The organism is Vibrio sp. 10N.222.52.B12 (assembly GCF_002875385.1).
Taxonomy (GTDB): Bacteria; Pseudomonadota; Gammaproteobacteria; order Enterobacterales; family Vibrionaceae; genus Vibrio; species Vibrio jasicida.
Map to the genome: position 1 here is coordinate 1 of NZ_MDAW01000044.1, position 19,622 is coordinate 19,622.

The following is a 19,622-nucleotide window of genomic DNA, read 5'->3' on the forward strand; positions in this document are numbered from 1 at the left end:
CAGGTGTCGTCTACTCGACAATTATAAGTTAGCTTTTTAGACTGAAGAAATACCGTCCCCAAGAAAAACACGTCTTCATCATCAGATTGATTTCATCACCTGGAAAAACATAGCGTCATTAGCTCTGCAGAACTAAAAAACAAAAAGCCCCACTTTCACAAACAGGGCTTTGATATTAAATGACTATCACTCAGTTTTGGCTCTGAGCCTTAACGCTTTTCGCTTCTTACCAGTTCCGCTAATGTAGATAAGCGTTGCTCGCTTTGTTTGACGTATGGGTTTGCTTCATCCCATGCGTAACCGGCGAGGATCGCGCTAATCATTTGTTTGATACGTGGATTCGGTTCTTGGTAGAAGATGACATCTTGTAGCTTACCGTTGTACCAACCTTCTACATAGGTGCGGAAGGTGTTCACTCCAACCATCAGGCGATCGGCGTAGTCTGCTTGCCAATCCACGGCTTCACCGTTGAGCTGGCGCTCAATACAGTCTGCTGCAAATTGAGCCGACTTCATCGCGATGGTCACGCCAGATGAGAACACTGGATCAAGGAACTCACCGGCATTGCCAAGCAAGGCATAGTGCGATGTTGCAAGGTGTTTTACATTGGCCGAGTATCCACCGAGCTCACCGGCTGGGTTCGGGTAGTTGGCTTGATTAAGCAACTCAGCCAAACCAGGCTCTTCACTTGCTAGCTGTTTAATGGCTGCGATTTTGTCTTCTGGGTAGTTTTCAAAAAACGATGGCTCACCGACCACACCAACTGAACAGGTGCCGTTGGAGAATGGGATCAACCAATACCAAACATCGTGGTTATCTGGATGAACAGAGATCAGGATCTTGTTGCGATCGTATTCGATGTTCTCGGCAGTGATGTTGTCTTCAATGTGGGTAAAGATCGCTTTTCTTGGTGGCAAGCAAGACGGCTCTTCCAGCTCTAACAATCTTGGAAGCACACGCCCAAAACCGCTGGCGTCTAATACGTAATCGGCTTCAATTTGATACGCTAATTCGTTTTCATCGATAACAGAAAGAACCGACTTTGAGCCTTCAAATTCGATGCTTTTCAGTTCGTGCTGGTAACGAATTTCAACCCCTTGCTGCGCGGCACTGTCTGCCAGTACTTTATCGAAGTGACCACGCTGGACTTGGTAAGTGGTACCCGGACCTGAGGTGAACTTATCGGTAAAATCAAATTGGGTGTAAACGCCGTTGCGACGAAATGCAGCCCCGTCTTTGTATTGGAAACCAGTTTGGTTGACTGCCTCTAACATGCCCGCTTGCTCTACAACTTCCATGCACGCTGGAAGTAGGCTTTCACCAATAGAGAAACGTGGAAAGGTGGCTTTTTCAATCACAACAACATCGATATTTCGTGCGTTGAGCAATGCTGATACGGTAGAACCTGACGGGCCCGCACCAATAACGACGACTTGCTTTTGCTCTGTTTTCATTCTGTTTTCTAGTTTGCTTGTAGTTTTAATAGTGTGTGACCAAGGCCAATGTTGTCTGCTCTTTCTGCCACGGTTAAGCCTGCAGCTTCAACAATCTCTAGGAAGTCATCACTGCGGTAGAAGCGGCTGTTACCATTTGCAAGGCAAGTAAAGTACAGCGACGTGGCATTCAAACTGTAAGAGGCACCCGCGTATTTTTGCGCGTCCCAGAACAATTCTAGAATGTATACGGTATCGCCTTGTCGTAGTTGCGCTTTGACTTTCTTTAAAATATTGAGAATTTCGATTGGAGAGAAACAATCGAGGAACTGGCTCATCCACCAAATGTCGGCATGCTCAGGCAAGGTTTGAGCTTTGTCCAGCATGTTAGCAGGGAATGGTTTGATGCGATCACTTAGCTGGTTATCCGCTGCGTTCGACATCGCCACTTCAAGCTGCTGTGGTAAATCGACAATCGTCACTTGAACGTCTTGATTGTGGTTACAACACTGCATCGCCCACTTACCTGTGTTACCACCGATATCGACAATGTGGCTTGGTTTGTTGGCAAACACTTCTTTTAGTAGCAATGGGAAGGAACGGTCTGAGTAGAAATGATCAAACTTGAACCAGCTCTGCTTCGCTTGCTCTGGTAAGGTCGATAGCCCTTGGTAAATGGTTTCCCAATCACCCAGTTCTTTTAAGCCTGACGGTTTGCCCTCTTTGATCGCATCGGTTAGGTGCATCATTGCGGCATAACAAACGTCTGCTGTGAAATCCATGTTGGCTTGCGTCATGCCATCATAAAGCAAATAGAAGCCAAGGTTTGCCAATGAGTAGTTAGGTTTTTCCCACAGCACGATATGCGCGCTAATGGCCATGTCTAACAGCACTTTGACGCCATATTCAGATACGCCCGTTTTCTCTGCGATCTCTGCGGCATTCATGCCTTTTGAGCCCGCACTATCCAACGCAGCTAAAATCCCAAGATCTCGAAGTGTTCTCGCGGTCTGGAAAACAATAGGGGCGAAAGATAATTTTTGAGCTTCTGTTTTTGCTTCAAAAGCGTTGAATGGATCAATATTTTGATTTAACACGAAAAAACCTAACTACTATTAATAAAATTATTGTTGAGACTCAGCACCTAAAAGTGCGATGGCTCTCTGAATATCAACATTCAGGTTGTTAACCCAACGATTGTAATTACGGTGAATTTTGCCATCACTCGCTTTTAGATTTACTGAGTTGAGATAAATAATTGAATAATATTTGTTGCTATATGGAATTTTTACTTCAGCAAAATGGTTACGAACGTGAATTTTGGCAATTAATACACCTGGGCTCACTTCTTCTATCGTCCAACCACGATTTGTTGCCGATTGCACAATCGCAGCTTTTACTTGTTTATTTTGAAGATCATAAGCAACTGGAGTATCCTCCACATTCATTACAGGTTGTACTCTTCCACAACCGACAAGAAGCACTGTTAATAACACAGAGATAAGCAGCTTTAAGCGAGACATGGTCGTTTCCTTTTATTGTGACTCTGGTGAAACCCAGATTCTATCGAGCTGTAAAATAAACAATTTAAACAAATATGCCAAACTCGAAGATCAAAATTTCGTTTAATATCGATGCATTATCCGCCAATTCATTGGGTTTAAATCAACCAGAAGAATGGGAGCAGTGGGCATCGGACTGTATATGGCCTGAAGAGGGCAAATTACACGTCGCAGATATCCCACCAATGATGCGCCGACGTATGAGCGCATTAAGCAAACTTGCGGTACAAACCGCGATTGGTTTACTCAAACAGTACGATGTGGATTACTTGGTTTTTGCGAGTCGCCATGGCGAGTTACATCGCAGCGCAGCGTTGATTGACGACATTATCCAAGGCGAAGAAGCTTCCCCAATGGCGTTTTCTCAGTCGGTGCACAATACCGCAGCGGGCTTGGCAACCATTGCGACTAAGCGACCTATCCCATTGACGTCGATTGCGGCATCAGAGAACACTTTTCAAAGCGCATTGATTGAAGCGTGGTTGTTTCTCGCAGAAAACCCAGACAAAAAAGTACTGTTTATCGACTTTGATGAACCCTTGCCTGATGCTTACTCGGAGTTTGAGACCCAGCAGTATCAAGGTTATGCCGTCGGTATGGTGTTGTCTGCTGGTGACGATTTTAAGATAGAGCAAGTCGCAACAGAAAAAAGCGGACACACGTCCCAACCTTGCCCGCTCCCACAAGGATTAGCTTTCTTAAAACACTATCTTTGTGAAGATCCCAGCTGGTTGATTCATTCGCCACAGCAAACGTGGGAATGGCATCGTCGATGAGGGTTTTGAATCAATATTGGCGTGTCTTTGCTACTGGCTTTTGTTTTTCCGTATTTGGGCTTGGCGGTCTAGTACTCAGTTTTATCGTCATTCCACTCATTGGTTTAACCACCTCCGATCAAACCGCCAAGGAATATAAAGTCCAAGGTGCGATACAGTTTGCTTTTAATACCTTCTGTAAATTGATGAAATTTACTGGCGCAATCGATTATCAGATCATCGGCGCAGATATTATTCAACAAGATCAAAATTGCCTTATTGTTGCCAACCACCCAAGTTTAATTGATTACGTTCTTATCGCATCTCAATTAAAGCGTTGCGATTGTTTAGTAAAGTCAGCGATTTGGGCCAACCCATTTATGAAACACATTGTGAAAGCTGCGGGTTATATTCCTAATGAAGCTCCTGATGATTTATTAACAATGTGTGAAGAACGTTTTGATAATGGCAATGTATTGCTCATTTTTCCGGAAGGCACAAGAACCACTCCTGGGGTAAAATCAAAATTACAGCGTGGTGCTGCACAAATAGCAGTAAGAACGCAGCGAGATTTAAGAGTTGTATATATTACGGTGACGCCTAGCTTCTTAACAAAAGAGAAAAAGTGGTATCAAGTTCCGGCGACAAAACCCTTTTTCAAAGTGGAAGTGAAGGATAAAGTTGAGATTGAGCCTTTTATAAAGCAAACTACGTCCCCAACAATAGCGGCTCGTCGCTTACAGCAGCATTTAGCTGATACTATTTTTCCAGAATTATAAGCAGGTCCCAGTGGAACAATTACACAACAATATCAAGCAACTTATTATTGACGCATTGAACCTAGAAGATTTAACCGTCGACGATATTGAAACCGAAGCGCCGCTGTTTGGTGATGGTCTAGGCTTGGATTCTATTGATGCACTTGAGCTTGGCTTAGCGATTAAAAAGCAATACAACATTGTCATTGATGCTGACGATTCAAATACACGTGAGCACTTTGCTTCAGTAGCTAACCTTGCGAAGTACATTTCTTCTCAAACTTCTTCCCAAGATAATGAATAGTTTTTAGGTATATTCATGACAGATGTAAATAAAGATCAAGTATTTGAACAAGTTAAAGATGCACTGGTAGAACTGTTTGAAATCGACGCTGCGGATATCCAGCCAGAAGCACACCTTTACACCGATCTCGACCTAGACAGCATTGACGCGGTAGACCTTGTGGTTCACCTGCAAAATGTCACTGGTAAGAAAATCAAGCCAGCTGAATTCAGCACCGTTCGTACGGTGGATGACGTGGTAACGGCTGTCGCTGAACTTCTTAAGGAAAGTTAATGCGCCAATTGCTGACTGGTCTGTCTGCAATTGTCCTGTTTGCCTACCCTTTTGCTGTTTACTTCGGCATTGATCGATTTGGCTTAAACCTCGTTGGGGGCTTGTTAATTGCAGCGTTGCTCTTGCGATTATTGGTTGCAAACAAGACCCCGCTGAAAGAATTTAAGTTTCTTGCTTTCACCACTGGCATTGTTGGTATCGTTCTGGTCACCCTTGGGGTTGTATTTAAGCAACACGGGTGGCTAAAGTTCTATCCTGTCGTGGTGAACCTTTGCATGCTTGGGGTGTTCGCCCTCAGCTTAAGACAGCCTCAAACCATCATTGAGCGATTGGCTCGGCTTCAAGAACCAGATTTGCCTGAAAGCGGCGTACTCTACACACGTAAAGTCACTCTGGTGTGGTGCGCATTTTTTATTATGAATGCGGCAACTGCACTGTATACCTGCTTTGAATCCATCGAGATTTGGACGTTATACAACGGCCTGATCAGCTACCTACTTGCAGGCAGTTTATTTGCCGGTGAATGGATAGTGCGCCAATTTGTACGAAAGGAACACTAGATCGTATGAACACCCGTTCTTCTGACTTCTCTTCTATTGCCATGTTAATGCGCGCTCAACGTCCTGAACCATCGGTCGTCGCCTTCGAGTCCGCTCAAGAAAAAACATGGGACGAATTTCAGCACAGTGTTTCCGCTCTAAAAAGACAACTCGACGCCAATCCATCGCAGCGTATTGCTCTTTGCTTTGCCAATAGCTACCTGTTTGCCATCAGTTTTCTTGCTTGTTGCCATGCCAATAAAGCCATCGTTTTGCCAGGGAACTACCAACCAGAAGCATTAAAAGAACTTGATGAACATTACGACCTCGTCCTTCATGATGCTGACGTTTCGGTACCAGACAGCTTGACCACACGTTGCGTGACGGAAGAAGCAGATAACCGCTCGATAGAGTGGCACTCGCTTAACGCTAGCGCTCTGAGCATCACTTTGTTTACGTCCGGTTCTAGCGGTAAACCTAAAGCTATTGCGAAAACACTTAAACAACTGGATGTCGAAATTGCGATTCTTCAGTCCTTATGGGGAGAGAAAATCGCGGGCTGTCAGATTGAAAGTACGGTCTCTCATCAGCATATTTATGGCTTACTTTTCCGTGTGCTTTGGCCACTTTGTGCTGGTCGCGCTTTCGCTACCCACAATCTGGAGTTTCCAGAGCAAATTGTGAATCATGCCACCAGCAATACCGCTTTAATTAGCAGCCCTGCTCTGCTCAAGCGTCTCACCGAGGAGCATAAACCGACGGCATTGCGCTGCGTTTTCTCCTCTGGTGGCCCATTACCGAATGACGCAGCACAACACAGTGCTGAGATTTTTGGTGACTATCCAGTCGAAGTATTTGGTAGTACAGAAACTGGCGGTATTGCTTATCGTCAACAACTTACTGCGACACAACCTTGGACGCTGTTTCCTGGAGTTGAAGCGGCATTAAACCATGAAAATTGTTTAAAGCTTCGCTCACCGCACATCGATGAAAACGCTTGGTATCAAACCGCAGATGAATGCTATTTCCATGATAGTATTTCTTTCGAATTACGCGGCCGCACAGACCGAATCGTTAAGGTCGAAGAAAAACGTGTGTCTTTGGTTGAAGTAGAAAAACGTTTAGAACAGCTGCCTTGGATTAAGGAAAGTGCTGTTATTCCTATGGAGCAAGCAGGACGATTGTCGCTTTTTGCTGTCATAGTATTGAACGAGCAAGGCCAGCAGACATTAAGTGAACTGGGCAAAGGCAAGTTTTGGCTTGCACTGAGAAAAGCGCTACGTAACTGGTTAGAGCCGATTGCGATACCACGCAAATTCCGAGTGCTGGATGAAGTACCACTTAACAGCCAAGGTAAGCGACAAGTCGCTGAAATAGAAAAACGATTCCAAGAATAATTAAGCATCGAACATGGACAAAAGAAAACCAACGCTCAAGAACATAGACGTGTTAGATAAGACAGCGACCATTGAGATGCTTGTCGACGCTGACATCATGGATTTCCAAGGGCACTTTACGCATTTCCCCCTACTGCCGGGCGTAACTCAAATCGATTGGGCGCTGTTTTATGCCGTCGAATACCTCAATACGCCTGCAGTATTTAAAGGGATGGAAGTGATCAAATTCCAAGAACCTATCCTGCCAGATATGCAGGTTAGCTTATCGCTGTCTTGGGATTCTGAACGTGAAAAGCTGGCGTTCAAATATACTTCTCAATCCGCTGAACAGACGATTGTTCACTCATCTGGCAAAATGAAATTGGGTAGCTAGTGTGAGCAGCGCAAACCCCTATCAACCGTGCTTTCTGATCCCTTGCTATAACCATGGTAGCACCATCGCTGCCGTTGTAGATTCTCTCGCGTCATTTTCCGTGCCCATTTTGATCGTGGATGACGGCAGTGAAGAGGCGACAAAGCAAACACTGGATGCGTTAGCAAACGAAGAGAAAATCACCTTAATTCGTCTGACCAAAAACCAAGGTAAAGGCGGAGCGGTGATGGCTGGCATTCAACAAGCCTACGCGGATGGCTTTAGTCATGCGATTCAAATCGACGCCGACGGTCAACATGATCTTGATGCTCTACCTAATCTGCTTCAAGCTTCACAAGATAAGCCAGATAACTTGATTTCAGGCCAACCGATTTACGACGACAGCGTACCAAAATCGCGTCTGTATGGCCGATACGCGACCCATATCTGGGTATGGATTGAAACCTTGTCTCTGTCGATTAAAGACAGCATGTGCGGCTTTCGTGCCTATCCTCTCGAAGCTACGGCCAACGTCCTCAAGAAGAATGAGATTGGCAAACGCATGGACTTCGATATCGAGATCCTTGTACGCATGTATTGGGATGGCACTGATATCGACTTTGTTCCGACTCGGGTGATTTACCCTGAAGGCGGTATTTCTCACTTTGACGCGTTGTGGGACAACGTCAAAATCAGTTGGATGCATACTCGCTTGTTCTTTGGCATGTTGCCACGCATTCCATCTTTGTTAGCTCGAAAACGTCAATCTAAAGACATCGAACACAAGCACAATCAAAGCGATGCGCATTGGTCGAAACGCAAAGAGCAAGGCACCGTTTTAGGCATCAAGACGCTTCTGGCGATCTACCGTCTGTTTGGCCGCAAAGCGTTCGACTTCATCCTGAAGTTAGTGATGCGCTATTACCATCTTACTGGTAAGTCTTCACGTCAAGCATCTGAGCTTTATCTCAACCAATTACAGACTTACGCGAAACAGCAAAGTTTAGTTTTACCACAGCCACTCGATAGCTATCATCATCTTTTGTCATTTGGCCGCACCATGCTGGATAAGCTGGCCGCGTGGCAAGGTGACTTTGACGTGAGTAATCTCACCATTCATGGTCAGCACCACTTCGAAGCAATGGCAGAGAAACAACAAGGTGTGGTCATTCTGGGCTCACATCTAGGCAACATAGAACTGTGCCGCGCACTTGGTCGTCGCCATTCTCATGTCAAAATTAATGCTTTGGTGTTCACCGAACACGCTGAGCAGTTCAATGCGGTCATGAAAGCCGTAAACCCGAGCTCAGAACTCAACGTGATTCAAGTCAGCTCAATGGGGCCAGACACCGCCATTTTGCTACAACAAAAAATTGAGCAAGGTGAATGGGTCGTGATTGTAGGAGACCGCACTTCAACCAGCGTTGAAAGCCGCGTGGTTTGGGCAGACTTTTTAGGTAAATCCGCCCCCTTCCCTCAAGGCCCATTTATGTTGGCCTCGGTACTGAAGGCGCCGGTATATTTGCTGTTTGGCCTACGAGACGACAATGCCATCACCCCGCACTTCAATGTGTACTTCGAACATTTTAGTGACCAAATCGTCCTACCACGCAAAACGCGCCAAGCAGCGTTAGATACTGTGGTACAGCAATACGCGCAACGATTGGAACACCATACTCTGCAAGCACCGTTGCAGTGGTATAACTTTTTCAACTTCTGGACTTTAAGTAATCAGCAACATGACAACGAACACTAATCAAAACATTACCTTCGGCGCACAAGCTCTTTCTATCGAAGATGTGGTTGCGATTGCACAAGGCGCAAATGCAAGCATGAATGCGTCACCAGAATTTACGTCTAAGATCGATCGTGGCGTCGCTTTTCTAGAGAAATTGCTGAAAGAAGAAGGCGTCATTTACGGCGTGACCACAGGTTACGGTGACTCGTGTACCGTCGCGATTCCACCAGCATTGGTTGATGAGTTACCGCTGCACTTAACTCGCTTTCATGGTTGTGGCTTAGGTGAAATCCTTTCCCACGAACAAGCAAGAGCCGTTCTTGCGACGCGTCTGTGTTCATTATCGCAAGGTGTATCGGGTGTTTCTCACGATCTACTTAACCAGATCGTAAACCTAATCAACCATGATGTTGCTCCACGTATTCCGCAAGAAGGCTCAGTAGGCGCAAGTGGTGACCTAACGCCGCTTTCTTACCTTGCTGCAGCATTGATTGGTGAACGCGATGTGCTTTACAAAGGTGAAGTACGCCCAACCCAAGAAGTGTTTGCCGAATTAGGTATTAACCCAATTACGCTTAAGCCAAAAGAAGGGTTGGCGCTGATGAATGGCACATCGGTCATGACGGCGCTGGCTTGTATCGCTTATAAACGCGCAGAATATCTTGCGCAGTTGTGTACCAAGATAACGGCAATGGTATCGGTGGGCATGCAAGGGAATGATTTCCACTTTGATGAAGCCTTGTTCGCCGTGAAGCCGCACCCAGGCCAACAACAAGTTGCCGCTTGGCTACGTAACGACCTTAAAGCCGAGCGCCCACCACGCAATAGCGACCGCCTTCAAGACCGTTACTCTCTGCGTTGTGCTCCGCATGTGATTGGTATGGTGCAAGATTCTCTGCCTTGGTTACGTCAGTTGATCGAAAACGAACTCAACAGTGCTAACGACAACCCAATCATTGATGGTGACAACGAACGTGTGCTGCATGGCGGTCACTTCTATGGCGGCCACATCGCAATGGCCATGGATACCTTAAAAGCGAACATTGCTAACCTTGCTGATTTGTTGGATCGTCAAATGGCACAGCTGATGGATTACAAGTTCAACAACGGCCTTCCGTTTAACCTGACCGGTGCAGAGGGCGAACGTAAACCAATCAACCACGGTTTCAAAGCAGTACAAATCGGCATCTCCGCATGGACAGCAGAGGCGCTGAAACACACCATGCCTGCAAGCGTGTTCTCTCGTTCAACAGAGTGCCACAACCAAGACAAAGTCAGCATGGGCACCATTGCTGCACGCGATTGTATGCGTGTACTGGAACTAACCGAACAAGTTGCAGCCGCGTCATTACTGGCAAGTGTGCAAGCGGTAGAAATTCGTCGTCGCCATAACGAGCTTGATGAGCATCACATGAGCAGTAACTTGAAGATGATTCGCGATGCGGTACTGGAAGAGTTTGAGTTTGTTGTCGAAGATCGTCCTTTAGAGCATGATCTGCGTAACTTCATTGCTAAAATTCAGCAACGTCAATGGTCGTTGTACGCGGAGGCGTAATGCAAGAACAAGTCCTTTACCCTTTGGAAGCTGAGGTGACGATGATCACCTCATTTCAAGATGCAGATCCAATGGGTGTGATTTATCACGGAAACTTCTTTCGCTATTTTGAAGAAGCACGCCGTGTCCTAATGGAAAAGATTGAATACAGCTACCGCGATATGAATGAGTCTGGCTACATGTGGCCAATCATTGATACGCGCGTGAAGTACGTAAAAGCGATTCCATTCAATCATGAAATTCGTATTACCGCAAAGCTGACAGAGTGGGAGAACCGCTTGCGCGTCGACTACGTGATCTACGATGCCAACACTGACCAACGTATGTGTAAAGCTCACACGACCCAAGTCGCGGTATCGATTGAGAAACAAGAGATGTGCTTTGCTTCACCTGCCGTATTCATGGACAAAATCGAACAATGGCACAAGCATGGGAGCCTTGCTTAATGCGCAAATGGTTATGCTCTTTATTGATGCTGTTCTCTGTTTCTACTTGGGCTCAAGTGACTGATTTAGAATCCCTTCAACAGCAGTTATCTCAGAACGAGATAGTACGTGGTGACTTTAAACAAAGCCGCCACCTTGAAATGTTCAATCAACCGCTAACATCAACCGGTAAATTTACGCTCAGTAAATCGCATGGCTTATTGTGGCAACAACAAGTGCCATTTGCTGTGAACTTAGTGCTTACTCAAAACAAGTTGCGTCAAATGTTTGGGGATCAAGTTTCAAAGATCATTACGGCCCAAGAAAACCCAATGGCGTTTTACTTCAGCCATGTGTTTCTTTCGGTATTCCATGGCGATACTGCAGCACTAAAAGCGCAATTTACGCTTAATTTCTCTGTTCAAGAAAACGGTAAATGGCAACTGGCTCTAACGCCTAAACAAGCGCCCCTCAATGCGGTATTTAAAGTGATTACCCTTTCTGGTGAACAACATATCGACCAATTAATGCTAGAAGAACTGCGTGGTGACACAACAGAAATCGAGTTCACTCAACAGACTTCACTACCACTGGAAATGACGGATGCTGAAAAGGCTCAATTTGACTTCTAAATTCCGGCTAGGTTCGCACTCACTGGCTTTGGTTTGGTTGGGGATTGTAGTGCTTGCAAGTTCGCTGTTGCTGACGCAATGGCTTGGTAGCGAGCACTCACCAATTGAAACTAACATTCTGAAGCTATTGCCAGAAAATCAGAAAAACCCAATTGCTGAGCAAGCCTTCGACGCGGTTTCTAGCAGCATGAGTGATAAGGTTATTTTTGTTTTGTCGGCGCCAGATAAAGCCAAACTTTTTCAGGCTGCGGCAGCATTTGAGCAAGGCTTACAACAAACTCAGCACTTTACTGAAGTTATCGGCAAAATCTCACCAGACAAGCAAAAAGCATGGGCAAGTTACTACTTCAACCATCGCTTTCAGCAACTCACTCCTGAACAACGCGTACGATTAACAACAAATCCTCAAGCGCAAGTTCAGCATGTGATTCAATCTCTCTACAATCCCTTTTCTGGTGTGACAGGACAAGAGTTACAAACCGACCCGTTCTTACTCTTCCGTGATTATTTAGGTCAGGTAACTCAACAAACCTCAGCGTTTCATTTAGAAAATGGGTATTTGTTTACCGAGAAGAACGGCCAACCTTATTTGTTGATCACGTCGACATTAGGTGGCTCACCTTACGCATTATCAACCCAATTGGCGGTGCCTGAAATTGACCAATTGGAACACACCATTGCTAATAAATATGGCGTACAAACGGCACATACTGGTGTGCTGTTTTATGCCGACTTTGGAACTCAAAGCGCGAAGTCAGAAATCAGTACCATCGGCGTATTCTCTCTGCTAGGAATTGTGGTGCTGTTTCTTGTCGTCTTCCGTAGTGTAACGCCATTGGCTTTAGCACTATTGTCTATCTCGGTTGGACTTGCCGTCGCACTAAGTATCACGACATGGATTTTTGGCAGAGTTCACCTGTTTAGCTTGGTTTTTGGCGCGAGTCTGATTGGCGTTTCCATTGACTACGCTTTCCATTATCTAACAGAACGATTAGCCGCTGGTAATCAATGGGACAGCCGCTTGGGGCTGAAACACATCTTTGCTGCAATCACACTTGGGCTTGTCACCAGTTTGATTGGCTATTTAGGTATGCTGGTCGCGCCTTTTCCCGGACTGCAGCAGTTGGCTCTGTTCTCATCGATTGGTTTGATTGCTGCCTATGCAACCGTCGTGGCTTGGTATCCGATATTGGCGACACAGCCCTCTCAATCGGCCGCAATTTTACCGGGTAAGCGCTTGCTCTCAGTTTGGTTAAACTTATGGCAGCACCCTGCTTTCAAATTCGGTTTGCCTGTGTTGTGTTTAGCCATCAGCGGATACTATCTGGCTCAACTCAAATACGATGATGATATTCGCCAACTGCAAGCCATGCCAGCGACGTTAAAGCAACAAGAAGCCTTGATAACACAAGTGAGTGGCATGCAGGCATCACAACAAATGTTGGTCGTTAGTGCTGACTCAGATGAAGCCTTAATGCAGCGCTTGGAAAGCCTTGAGCTGATTTTAGTTAACTGGCAAAAAGAGCGCCTTATCAAAGGCCATCAGAGTTTGGCTCAATACTTAGGTTCGAATCAGCGCCAACAACAAGATTTCAGCTTAATCAGCCACTTGTACCAAACTCAGGGACCTGCATTAGCCGCAGGATTACAACTGACTAAAGTGCCAGAGTTACAAGCTGAATTTGCACCAATCACCCTATCACAGTACCTCAGTAATCCGGTATCAGAACCGATTCGCTTTCTGCATTTAGGTGAGATTGAAGGTAAATCAGCCGCCGTGATTACACTGAATGAAGTTAAGAATCTCGGTCTGGTGCAAGCGTTCGCTCAATCACAAGCTGACGTGACTTACCTAAATAAAGCAGAAGAAATTTCGACCCTGTTTGGCGAATACCGAATCAAAATCATGGAGCTATTGCTGGCAGCGACAGCCTTAATTTTTGCAGTATTAGTCAAACGCTACGGCTTTAAACACGCTTGGCGAATCTTGTTACCGTCTGCCATTGCTTGTGCCGGTGGCCTGGCAGCTGCCGTGGCCGCGGGTTCAACGCTCAATCTGTTTAACTTACTTGGCCTGATTTTGATTCTTGGTATTGGTATCGACTACACCTTGTTCTTTGCCGAGAAGGCTCGCAGTCTCAGCACCTTGCTTGCAATTACGTTGTCAGCCATTACCACGGTCTTATCTTTTGGTCTGCTCTCGTTAAGCCAAACGCATGCCATCCATAGCTTTGGTATCACGGTGTTAAGCGGTATTTTTATCGCTTGGCTGCTCTCTCCTATCGCCATCATGACGGAAGATAAATCACAATGAAGCTCAGAACGATGAAGATAACCACGATGCTCCGAGTTACTGTTGGCCTCACGCTAAGCATTCTGCTCAGTGCGTGTAGCTTAGTTCCTCAGCAGTCAACGCCAACGGTGGAAATAGCCAAAGGCACCCAAGTCTCTCTTCCAGCCCCGAGCGCACTAGGCTACCAGCTCACAGCAAGCCAATTGATCACCGCGACTTGGTCGATTGATGGCAAAGACAAGCAAGAACAATTACCTGTACAACTGCAAGTCAGCGACGCTGATGTGGTCTTGGCTGGTTTTTCCTCATGGGGAACTCGCGTCTTGTCACTGCAATACGATGGCACGCAAATCAATACTGAAATTTTAAACGGGCTACAAGGCACCTTACCGGAACCAAAGCAGGTACTATTCAATCTAATGATCACGCTGTGGCCGAGTTCCGCTTGGGAAGCGCCGCTAAATAAGGTAAGGTGGCGAATGATTGATGATGGATATTCCCGAACCGTATTTGATAGCGACGGTGAAAAGGTCATAGAGATACGCTATGCAAACGCTGACAAGTTAAAAGGTCAGATTGATTTTCACCACCTCAAACATGGGTTTTCAATCTCCATTCAAACACTGCAATATCAATTAAACTAGAACGACCTTAGTAAATCTATATGCCAACTCGCTCTCCTCAACCTTTGTATATTCAGGCCTGTGGTTTTCATTCCGCATTGGGCAAAGATGAAAACGTTATTCATCGTTGCCTAGCTGGAATCCAACCATCTAACATGGTCATTGATGCGGATATTCTGAACTCTGGCCGCCAAACAGTGATTGGCCGAGTGGCAGAGTCGTTACCAGAGATGCCGCCTGAGTTAGTCCCATTTGATACTCGTAACAATCGTCTGGCACTATCTGCTCTTCGTCAGATTGAAGGGCCTGTGCGCGATGCCATAGAACAGTATGGCGCAGAACGTGTTGCCGTTGTTATCGGTAGCAGCACGTCAGGCATCACCGATGGCGAGGTGGCATTTGCAGAAAAACTCTCCGAAGGAGACTTCCCTGCAAGCTACCACTATCGCAAGCAAGAACTTGGCAATTGCAGTGACTTTGTCGCCGCTTATTTTGGTTTAACCGGACCGTGTTATGCAGTTTCCACAGCTTGCTCTTCGAGTGGCCGCGTATTTATTACTGCTCAACGCCTGATTCGAACCGGGCTTGTAGATGCGGTGATTGTCGGTGGTGTCGATACGATTTGTCGCCTAACACTTAACGGCTTCAACGGATTGGAAGCTCTTTCAGAACAGCACTGCGCACCTTTCAGTGCTGACCGTAATGGCATCAACATTGGCGAATCGGCTTCTGTTATGTTGCTAAGTACATCTCCAACCAAAGTGGCCTTACTTGGCACAGGTGACAGCTCTGACGCGCATCATATCTCCGCCCCTCACCCTGAAGGTGTTGGCGCAGAACAAGCGATGATGAAGGCACTCGAAAACGCGGGCTTATCACCAAGTGACATTGGTTACATCAACGCCCATGGCACAGCAACAGCACTGAATGATTCGATGGAAAGCAAAGCCATCCATCGTTGCTTTGGCGATGCAGTCCCTGTCAGCTCAACCAAACCGTTAACAGGTCACACGTTGGGTGCAGCCAGCGCCACAGAAGCGGCCATTGCGTGGCATATTTTAAATTACGACCTCGACCTTCCGATTCAGTCTTGTGAAAATAAAGCCGAAGACATCGAGATTTCGTTGGTAGAAACAGCAACGAAACTGAATGGTAAGGCCATTTTAAGCAACTCTTTTGCTTTTGGTGGTAATAACGTTAGTCTCATTTTTGGTTACGCTCATGACTAAACTTCCCCCTATTGAACAACTGCTTCCGCACGATAAACCGATGATTCTGGTTGATCGTGCTTTAGACGTTCAGCAAGACACCATTCATTGCCAAGTTGATATCGGTGACCACAATCCATTCTTCAACCAAGAAAGCTTCTCGGTGCCTGCTTATGTCGGTATCGAGTTCATGGCTCAATCTGTCGCCGCTTGGTCCGGCTATCACGCGCTTAGTCAAGGTGAAGAACCGCCCATCGGTTTTTTGCTTGGCAGCCGACGCTACGTGGCAAATTGCGATGCGTTTATGCAGGGGCAAATACTCGACGTATACGCAGAAAAAATGATGGAAGACAATGGTATGGCAGTATTTTCGGCTCGAATTGAGTGGCAAGAAAATACCATTGCGACCTGCCAACTGAACGTTTACGTCCCATCAGAAGAAAAATTAAAAGATATGAAAATCAGGAGTCAACAATGACCCGACAAGTCCTCGTAACAGGTGCTAGTAAAGGCATCGGTAAAGCCATCGCCGTTCAACTTGCGAAAGACGGTTTTGACATCGTCGTGCATTACATGGGCGATCAACAAGGCGCACAAGATACTTTAGATACTATTCAACAAAATGGTGGCAACGGCCGCCTAATTCAGTTTGATATCAGTAACCGTGAAGAATGCCGCAACAAGCTAGAAGCGGACATTGCCGAGCATGGCGCATACTACGGCGTAGTTAACAATGCTGGGATTACTCGCGACACCGCCTTCCCTGCAATGACAGAAGAAGAGTGGGACGGTGTGATTCATACTAACCTAGATAGCTTCTACAATGTGCTGCACCCTTGTGTGATGCCAATGGTACAAAAACGCAAAGGCGGCCGCATTGTAACGCTAGCTTCGGTATCTGGCTTGATGGGCAACCGCGGCCAAACCAACTACAGCGCAGCAAAAGCAGGCGTGATTGGTGCAACTAAGTCATTGGCTCTTGAGCTAGCAAAACGCAAGATCACCGTAAACTGCGTGGCGCCCGGTCTTATCGATACTGGCATGGTAGACGAGCACGTAAAAGAGCACGCGATGCCACAAATCCCTCTGCGCCGCATGGGTGAACCAGAGGAGGTCGCTGGCCTTGTGAGTTACTTAATGTCAGACATCGCGGGCTACGTGACTCGCCAAGTCATTTCAGTAAACGGAGGCTTAGTATGAGTCGTCGAGTCGTTGTAACAGGTATGTCCGGCGTTACTGCTTTTGGTAACGATTGGTCTGCAGTAGAACCTAAACTACGCGATTGTCAAAACGCCACTCAATACATGCCCTCTTACGAGCAATATGATGGTTTGAATACCAAACTGGCAGCTCCAGTCATAGATTTTGAACTGCCTAAGCACTACAAGCGCAAACAAGTTCGCGGCATGGGTCGTGTTTCTAAACTTGCTACCGTAGCCACCGAAAACGCATTAAACCAAGCTGGCTTAATTGGCAACGAAGTGCTGACAAACGGTCAAACTGGCATTGCTTACGGCTCTTCAACAGGCAGTACCGATGCGATTGGTGCCTTTGGTGTCATGCTTAATGAGAAAACTACCAAAGCCATCACTGCAACCACCTACGTACAAATGATGCCGCACACGACTGCAGTTAATGTTGGGCTGTTCTTCGGCTTACGTGGTCGAGTGATTCCGACCAGCAGCGCCTGTACTTCTGGCAGTCAAGCGATTGGTTACGCCTACGAAGCTATCAAACACGGCTACCAAAACGTTATGGTTGCAGGTGGCGCTGAAGAGCTTTGTCCGACAGAATCGGCTGTCTTCGATACCCTTTTTGCGACCAGTCTAAAAAATGAAGAGCCGAAAAGCACACCGAGGCCTTATGACACTGACCGCGACGGCCTAGTGATCGGTGAAGGTGCGGGTACGTTGGTTTTAGAAGAATACGAACACGCCGTTGCACGTGGTGCGACAATCTATGCAGAGATTATCGGCTTTGCAAGTAACTGCGATGCGGCACACGTGACGCAACCTCAAATGGAAACCATGCAGATCTGTATGGAAATGGCGTTACAGAATGCAGGTATTCCTGCGGATAAAATCGATTATGTTTCCGCTCACGGAACGGCAACCGACCGAGGAGATATCGCAGAAAGTAACGCGACTGCCAATGCACTCGGTAAGGTGCCAATCAGTTCTTTAAAGAGCTACTTTGGCCATACTCTGGGCGCTTGCGGCGCTATCGAAGCCTGGTTAAGTCTTGAGATGATGCATACAGGTTGGTTTAGCCCGACCCTCAACTTAGATAATCTCGATCCACAATGTGGTGATCTCGATTACTTATCCGGTCAAGGCCGTGAACTGGAAGTGGAATACTTAATGAGTAACAACTTCGCGTTCGGTGGCATCAACACTTCGATCATTTTTAAGAAGATTTAACCCGTTAAAAAAGCGCTAGTAGATACTAGCGCTTTTTTATTAAATTGGCTAAAACGACAAAGCCCCGATAACTCGAGGAGTTATCGGGGCTTTTGAATAAATGGCACGCCCTATAGGATTCGAACCTATGACCACATCCTTAGAAGGGACGTGCTCTATCCAGCTGAGCTAAGGGCGCGCTACAGGGACAGGATTATACGAGTTCAAGCGCTTAAATCAACGTGTTTTCATAACATTCTGATCTGAATGCCTAAAAAAAGGGCATTGAAACGAGAAATGTTCAAAAACACCACAAAGCAAACGTTTGCGTATGGATGTTAAATAGATTTTCTGCGACAATGCGCCGCAAATAATTTCCCTTCTCAATTTAAAAGGAAAGTCATGACTGCTCAAAATATAGATGGAACTCTCATTTCCCAAACTGTTCGATCCGAAGTTGCAGCACGAGTGAAAGCTCGCGTTGGAGCGGGCCTACGTGCACCAGGTCTTGCAGTTGTTCTAGTTGGTGAAGATCCAGCTTCTCAAGTTTACGTTGGCAGCAAACGCCGTGCGTGCGAAGAAGTTGGCTTTGTCTCTAAGTCTTTTGACCTTCCTGCGACTACGTCGGAAGAAGAGTTGCTATCTCTCATTGACGAGTTGAACAATGATGCAGAAATCGACGGTATTCTTGTTCAGTTGCCACTTCCTGCTGGCATCGATGCAACGCATGTTCTTGAACGTATTCACCCAGAGAAAGACGTGGATGGCTTCCACCCTTATAACGTGGGTCGTCTAGCGCAGCGTATTCCTAAGCTTCGCTCTTGCACGCCAAAAGGCATCATTACTCTTCTTGATCGTTACAACATCGAACTACGTGGCAAGCACGCGGTTGTGGTTGGCGCATCAAACATCGTTGGTCGTCCTATGACACTTGAGCTGCTACTTGCAGGCTGTACAACGACAACTTGTCACCGCTTTACGAAAGATCTAGAAGGCCACGTTCGCCAAGCTGATCTTGTTGTGGTTGCGGTTGGTAAGCCAAACTTCATTCCTGGCGAGTGGGTTAAGAAAGGGGCTGTTGTGGTCGATGTGGGCATCAACCGTCTTGAGTCTGGCAAGCTAGTCGGCGACGTGGAATACGATAAAGCACGTGAGAACGCGAGCTTTATTACTCCTGTTCCGGGCGGCGTAGGTCCTATGACGGTAGCAAGCCTAATTGAGAACACGATGCTCGCTTGCGAGCAGTTCCATACGAAGAAATAAAAAATTACCGATACTGAAAGGGCTCCGAAAGGAGCCCTTTCAGTTTGGAGTAATAACCCCCTCTAACTCCCCCTTAAAAATGGGGAGAACCGGACTGAGATCGCTATTCGTTC

The 19,622-nt window shown here is 46.4% G+C and carries 21 protein-coding genes and 1 tRNA gene; 18 read left to right on the forward strand and 4 right to left on the reverse strand.

All coding sequences use genetic code 11. The annotated features are described in order from the left end of the window. Window positions 1-209: 209 nt before the first annotated feature. From BCT11_RS03150 to BCT11_RS03160, 3 genes are read right to left on the reverse strand one after another with little or no spacing between them, the layout of a single operon-like run. Complete coding sequence (locus BCT11_RS03150; RefSeq protein WP_102387060.1) at window positions 210-1,454, reverse strand: NAD(P)/FAD-dependent oxidoreductase; 1,245 nt, start codon at window positions 1,452-1,454, stop codon at window positions 210-212. A gap of 8 nt (window positions 1,455-1,462) precedes the next feature. Continuing rightward, window positions 1,463-2,530: a class I SAM-dependent methyltransferase gene (locus BCT11_RS03155; protein ID WP_102387061.1), complete on the reverse strand. Its 1,068-nt coding sequence runs from the start codon at window positions 2,528-2,530 to the stop codon at window positions 1,463-1,465. Window positions 2,531-2,557: 27 nt separating this feature from the next. Next, on the reverse strand, window positions 2,558-2,956 hold the full coding sequence (locus BCT11_RS03160; RefSeq protein WP_102387062.1) for a hypothetical protein: 399 nt from the start codon (window positions 2,954-2,956) through the stop codon (window positions 2,558-2,560). Between the two features lie 74 nt (window positions 2,957-3,030). On the opposite strand from BCT11_RS03160, the gene BCT11_RS03165 reads away from it, so the two are divergent. Genes BCT11_RS03165 through BCT11_RS03245 form a run of 17 tightly spaced genes read left to right on the forward strand, consistent with a single transcriptional unit; the run spans window position 3,031 to window position 18,267 of the window. Continuing rightward, window positions 3,031-3,771: a beta-ketoacyl synthase chain length factor gene (locus BCT11_RS03165; protein ID WP_102387063.1), complete on the forward strand. Its 741-nt coding sequence runs from the start codon at window positions 3,031-3,033 to the stop codon at window positions 3,769-3,771. Beyond that, a complete protein-coding gene (locus tag BCT11_RS03170; RefSeq protein WP_198593904.1) occupies window positions 3,768-4,529 on the forward strand; it encodes a lysophospholipid acyltransferase family protein in 762 nt (253 codons plus the stop codon). The genes BCT11_RS03165 and BCT11_RS03170 overlap by 4 nt, the downstream gene beginning before the upstream one ends. 10 nt (window positions 4,530-4,539) lie before the next feature. Then, window positions 4,540-4,812: a phosphopantetheine-binding protein gene (locus BCT11_RS03175; protein ID WP_038865613.1), complete on the forward strand. Its 273-nt coding sequence runs from the start codon at window positions 4,540-4,542 to the stop codon at window positions 4,810-4,812. Between the two features lie 15 nt (window positions 4,813-4,827). Next, window positions 4,828-5,085 (forward strand): acyl carrier protein, encoded by a 258-nt coding sequence (locus BCT11_RS03180; protein WP_038865615.1) that lies wholly within the window; start codon window positions 4,828-4,830, stop codon window positions 5,083-5,085. Beyond that, window positions 5,085-5,645 carry a septation protein IspZ gene (locus BCT11_RS03185; protein WP_038865617.1) on the forward strand — a complete coding sequence of 187 codons (561 nt, stop codon included), beginning with the start codon at window positions 5,085-5,087 and terminating at the stop codon, window positions 5,643-5,645. The genes BCT11_RS03180 and BCT11_RS03185 overlap by 1 nt, the downstream gene beginning before the upstream one ends. A gap of 5 nt (window positions 5,646-5,650) precedes the next feature. Next, window positions 5,651-7,021, forward strand: a complete 1,371-nt coding sequence (locus BCT11_RS03190; RefSeq protein WP_102387083.1) for an AMP-binding protein — start codon at window positions 5,651-5,653, stop codon at window positions 7,019-7,021. Window positions 7,022-7,034: 13 nt separating this feature from the next. Continuing rightward, complete coding sequence (locus BCT11_RS03195) at window positions 7,035-7,394, forward strand: 3-hydroxyacyl-ACP dehydratase (RefSeq protein ID WP_045463721.1); 360 nt, start codon at window positions 7,035-7,037, stop codon at window positions 7,392-7,394. Window position 7,395: 1 nt separating this feature from the next. Then, window positions 7,396-9,129: a glycosyltransferase family 2 protein gene (locus BCT11_RS03200; RefSeq protein WP_102387085.1), complete on the forward strand. Its 1,734-nt coding sequence runs from the start codon at window positions 7,396-7,398 to the stop codon at window positions 9,127-9,129. Then, window positions 9,113-10,666, forward strand: a complete 1,554-nt coding sequence (locus BCT11_RS03205; RefSeq protein ID WP_039975609.1) for an aromatic amino acid ammonia-lyase — start codon at window positions 9,113-9,115, stop codon at window positions 10,664-10,666. Before BCT11_RS03200 ends, BCT11_RS03205 begins: the two co-directional genes overlap by 17 nt. Beyond that, complete coding sequence (locus tag BCT11_RS03210; protein ID WP_038879318.1) at window positions 10,666-11,112, forward strand: acyl-CoA thioesterase; 447 nt, start codon at window positions 10,666-10,668, stop codon at window positions 11,110-11,112. The genes BCT11_RS03205 and BCT11_RS03210 overlap by 1 nt, the downstream gene beginning before the upstream one ends. Next, a complete protein-coding gene (locus BCT11_RS03215) occupies window positions 11,112-11,723 on the forward strand; it encodes an outer membrane lipoprotein carrier protein LolA (protein ID WP_102387086.1) in 612 nt (203 codons plus the stop codon). Before BCT11_RS03210 ends, BCT11_RS03215 begins: the two co-directional genes overlap by 1 nt. After that, window positions 11,695-14,037 carry an MMPL family transporter gene (locus BCT11_RS03220; RefSeq protein ID WP_102387087.1) on the forward strand — a complete coding sequence of 781 codons (2,343 nt, stop codon included), beginning with the start codon at window positions 11,695-11,697 and terminating at the stop codon, window positions 14,035-14,037. The genes BCT11_RS03215 and BCT11_RS03220 overlap by 29 nt, the downstream gene beginning before the upstream one ends. Before the next feature lie 11 nt (window positions 14,038-14,048). Then, window positions 14,049-14,660 (forward strand): DUF3261 domain-containing protein, encoded by a 612-nt coding sequence (locus tag BCT11_RS03225; protein WP_102387090.1) that lies wholly within the window; start codon window positions 14,049-14,051, stop codon window positions 14,658-14,660. A 20-nt stretch (window positions 14,661-14,680) separates the two neighbouring features. Further along, window positions 14,681-15,868 carry a beta-ketoacyl-[acyl-carrier-protein] synthase family protein gene (locus BCT11_RS03230; protein WP_102387088.1) on the forward strand — a complete coding sequence of 396 codons (1,188 nt, stop codon included), beginning with the start codon at window positions 14,681-14,683 and terminating at the stop codon, window positions 15,866-15,868. Beyond that, the gene (locus tag BCT11_RS03235) at window positions 15,861-16,325 is read left to right on the forward strand and encodes a hotdog family protein (protein WP_045422585.1); all 465 of its coding nucleotides are present in this window, start codon (window positions 15,861-15,863) and stop codon (window positions 16,323-16,325) included. The genes BCT11_RS03230 and BCT11_RS03235 overlap by 8 nt, the downstream gene beginning before the upstream one ends. Then, entirely contained in the window at window positions 16,322-17,047 is a 726-nt protein-coding gene (locus tag BCT11_RS03240; protein WP_038865638.1) for a 3-ketoacyl-ACP reductase FabG2, read from the forward strand. Before BCT11_RS03235 ends, BCT11_RS03240 begins: the two co-directional genes overlap by 4 nt. After that, window positions 17,044-18,267, forward strand: a complete 1,224-nt coding sequence (locus BCT11_RS03245) for a beta-ketoacyl-ACP synthase (RefSeq protein ID WP_102387089.1) — start codon at window positions 17,044-17,046, stop codon at window positions 18,265-18,267. Before BCT11_RS03240 ends, BCT11_RS03245 begins: the two co-directional genes overlap by 4 nt. A gap of 101 nt (window positions 18,268-18,368) precedes the next feature. On the opposite strand, the gene BCT11_RS03250 is transcribed toward BCT11_RS03245, so the two are convergent. Next, window positions 18,369-18,445, reverse strand: a tRNA-Arg gene (locus BCT11_RS03250). A gap of 203 nt (window positions 18,446-18,648) precedes the next feature. Here BCT11_RS03250 and folD point away from each other — a divergent pair. Then, window positions 18,649-19,509 carry a bifunctional methylenetetrahydrofolate dehydrogenase/methenyltetrahydrofolate cyclohydrolase FolD gene (gene folD / locus BCT11_RS03255; RefSeq protein WP_042602204.1) on the forward strand — a complete coding sequence of 287 codons (861 nt, stop codon included), beginning with the start codon at window positions 18,649-18,651 and terminating at the stop codon, window positions 19,507-19,509. Window positions 19,510-19,622 lie beyond the last annotated feature (113 nt).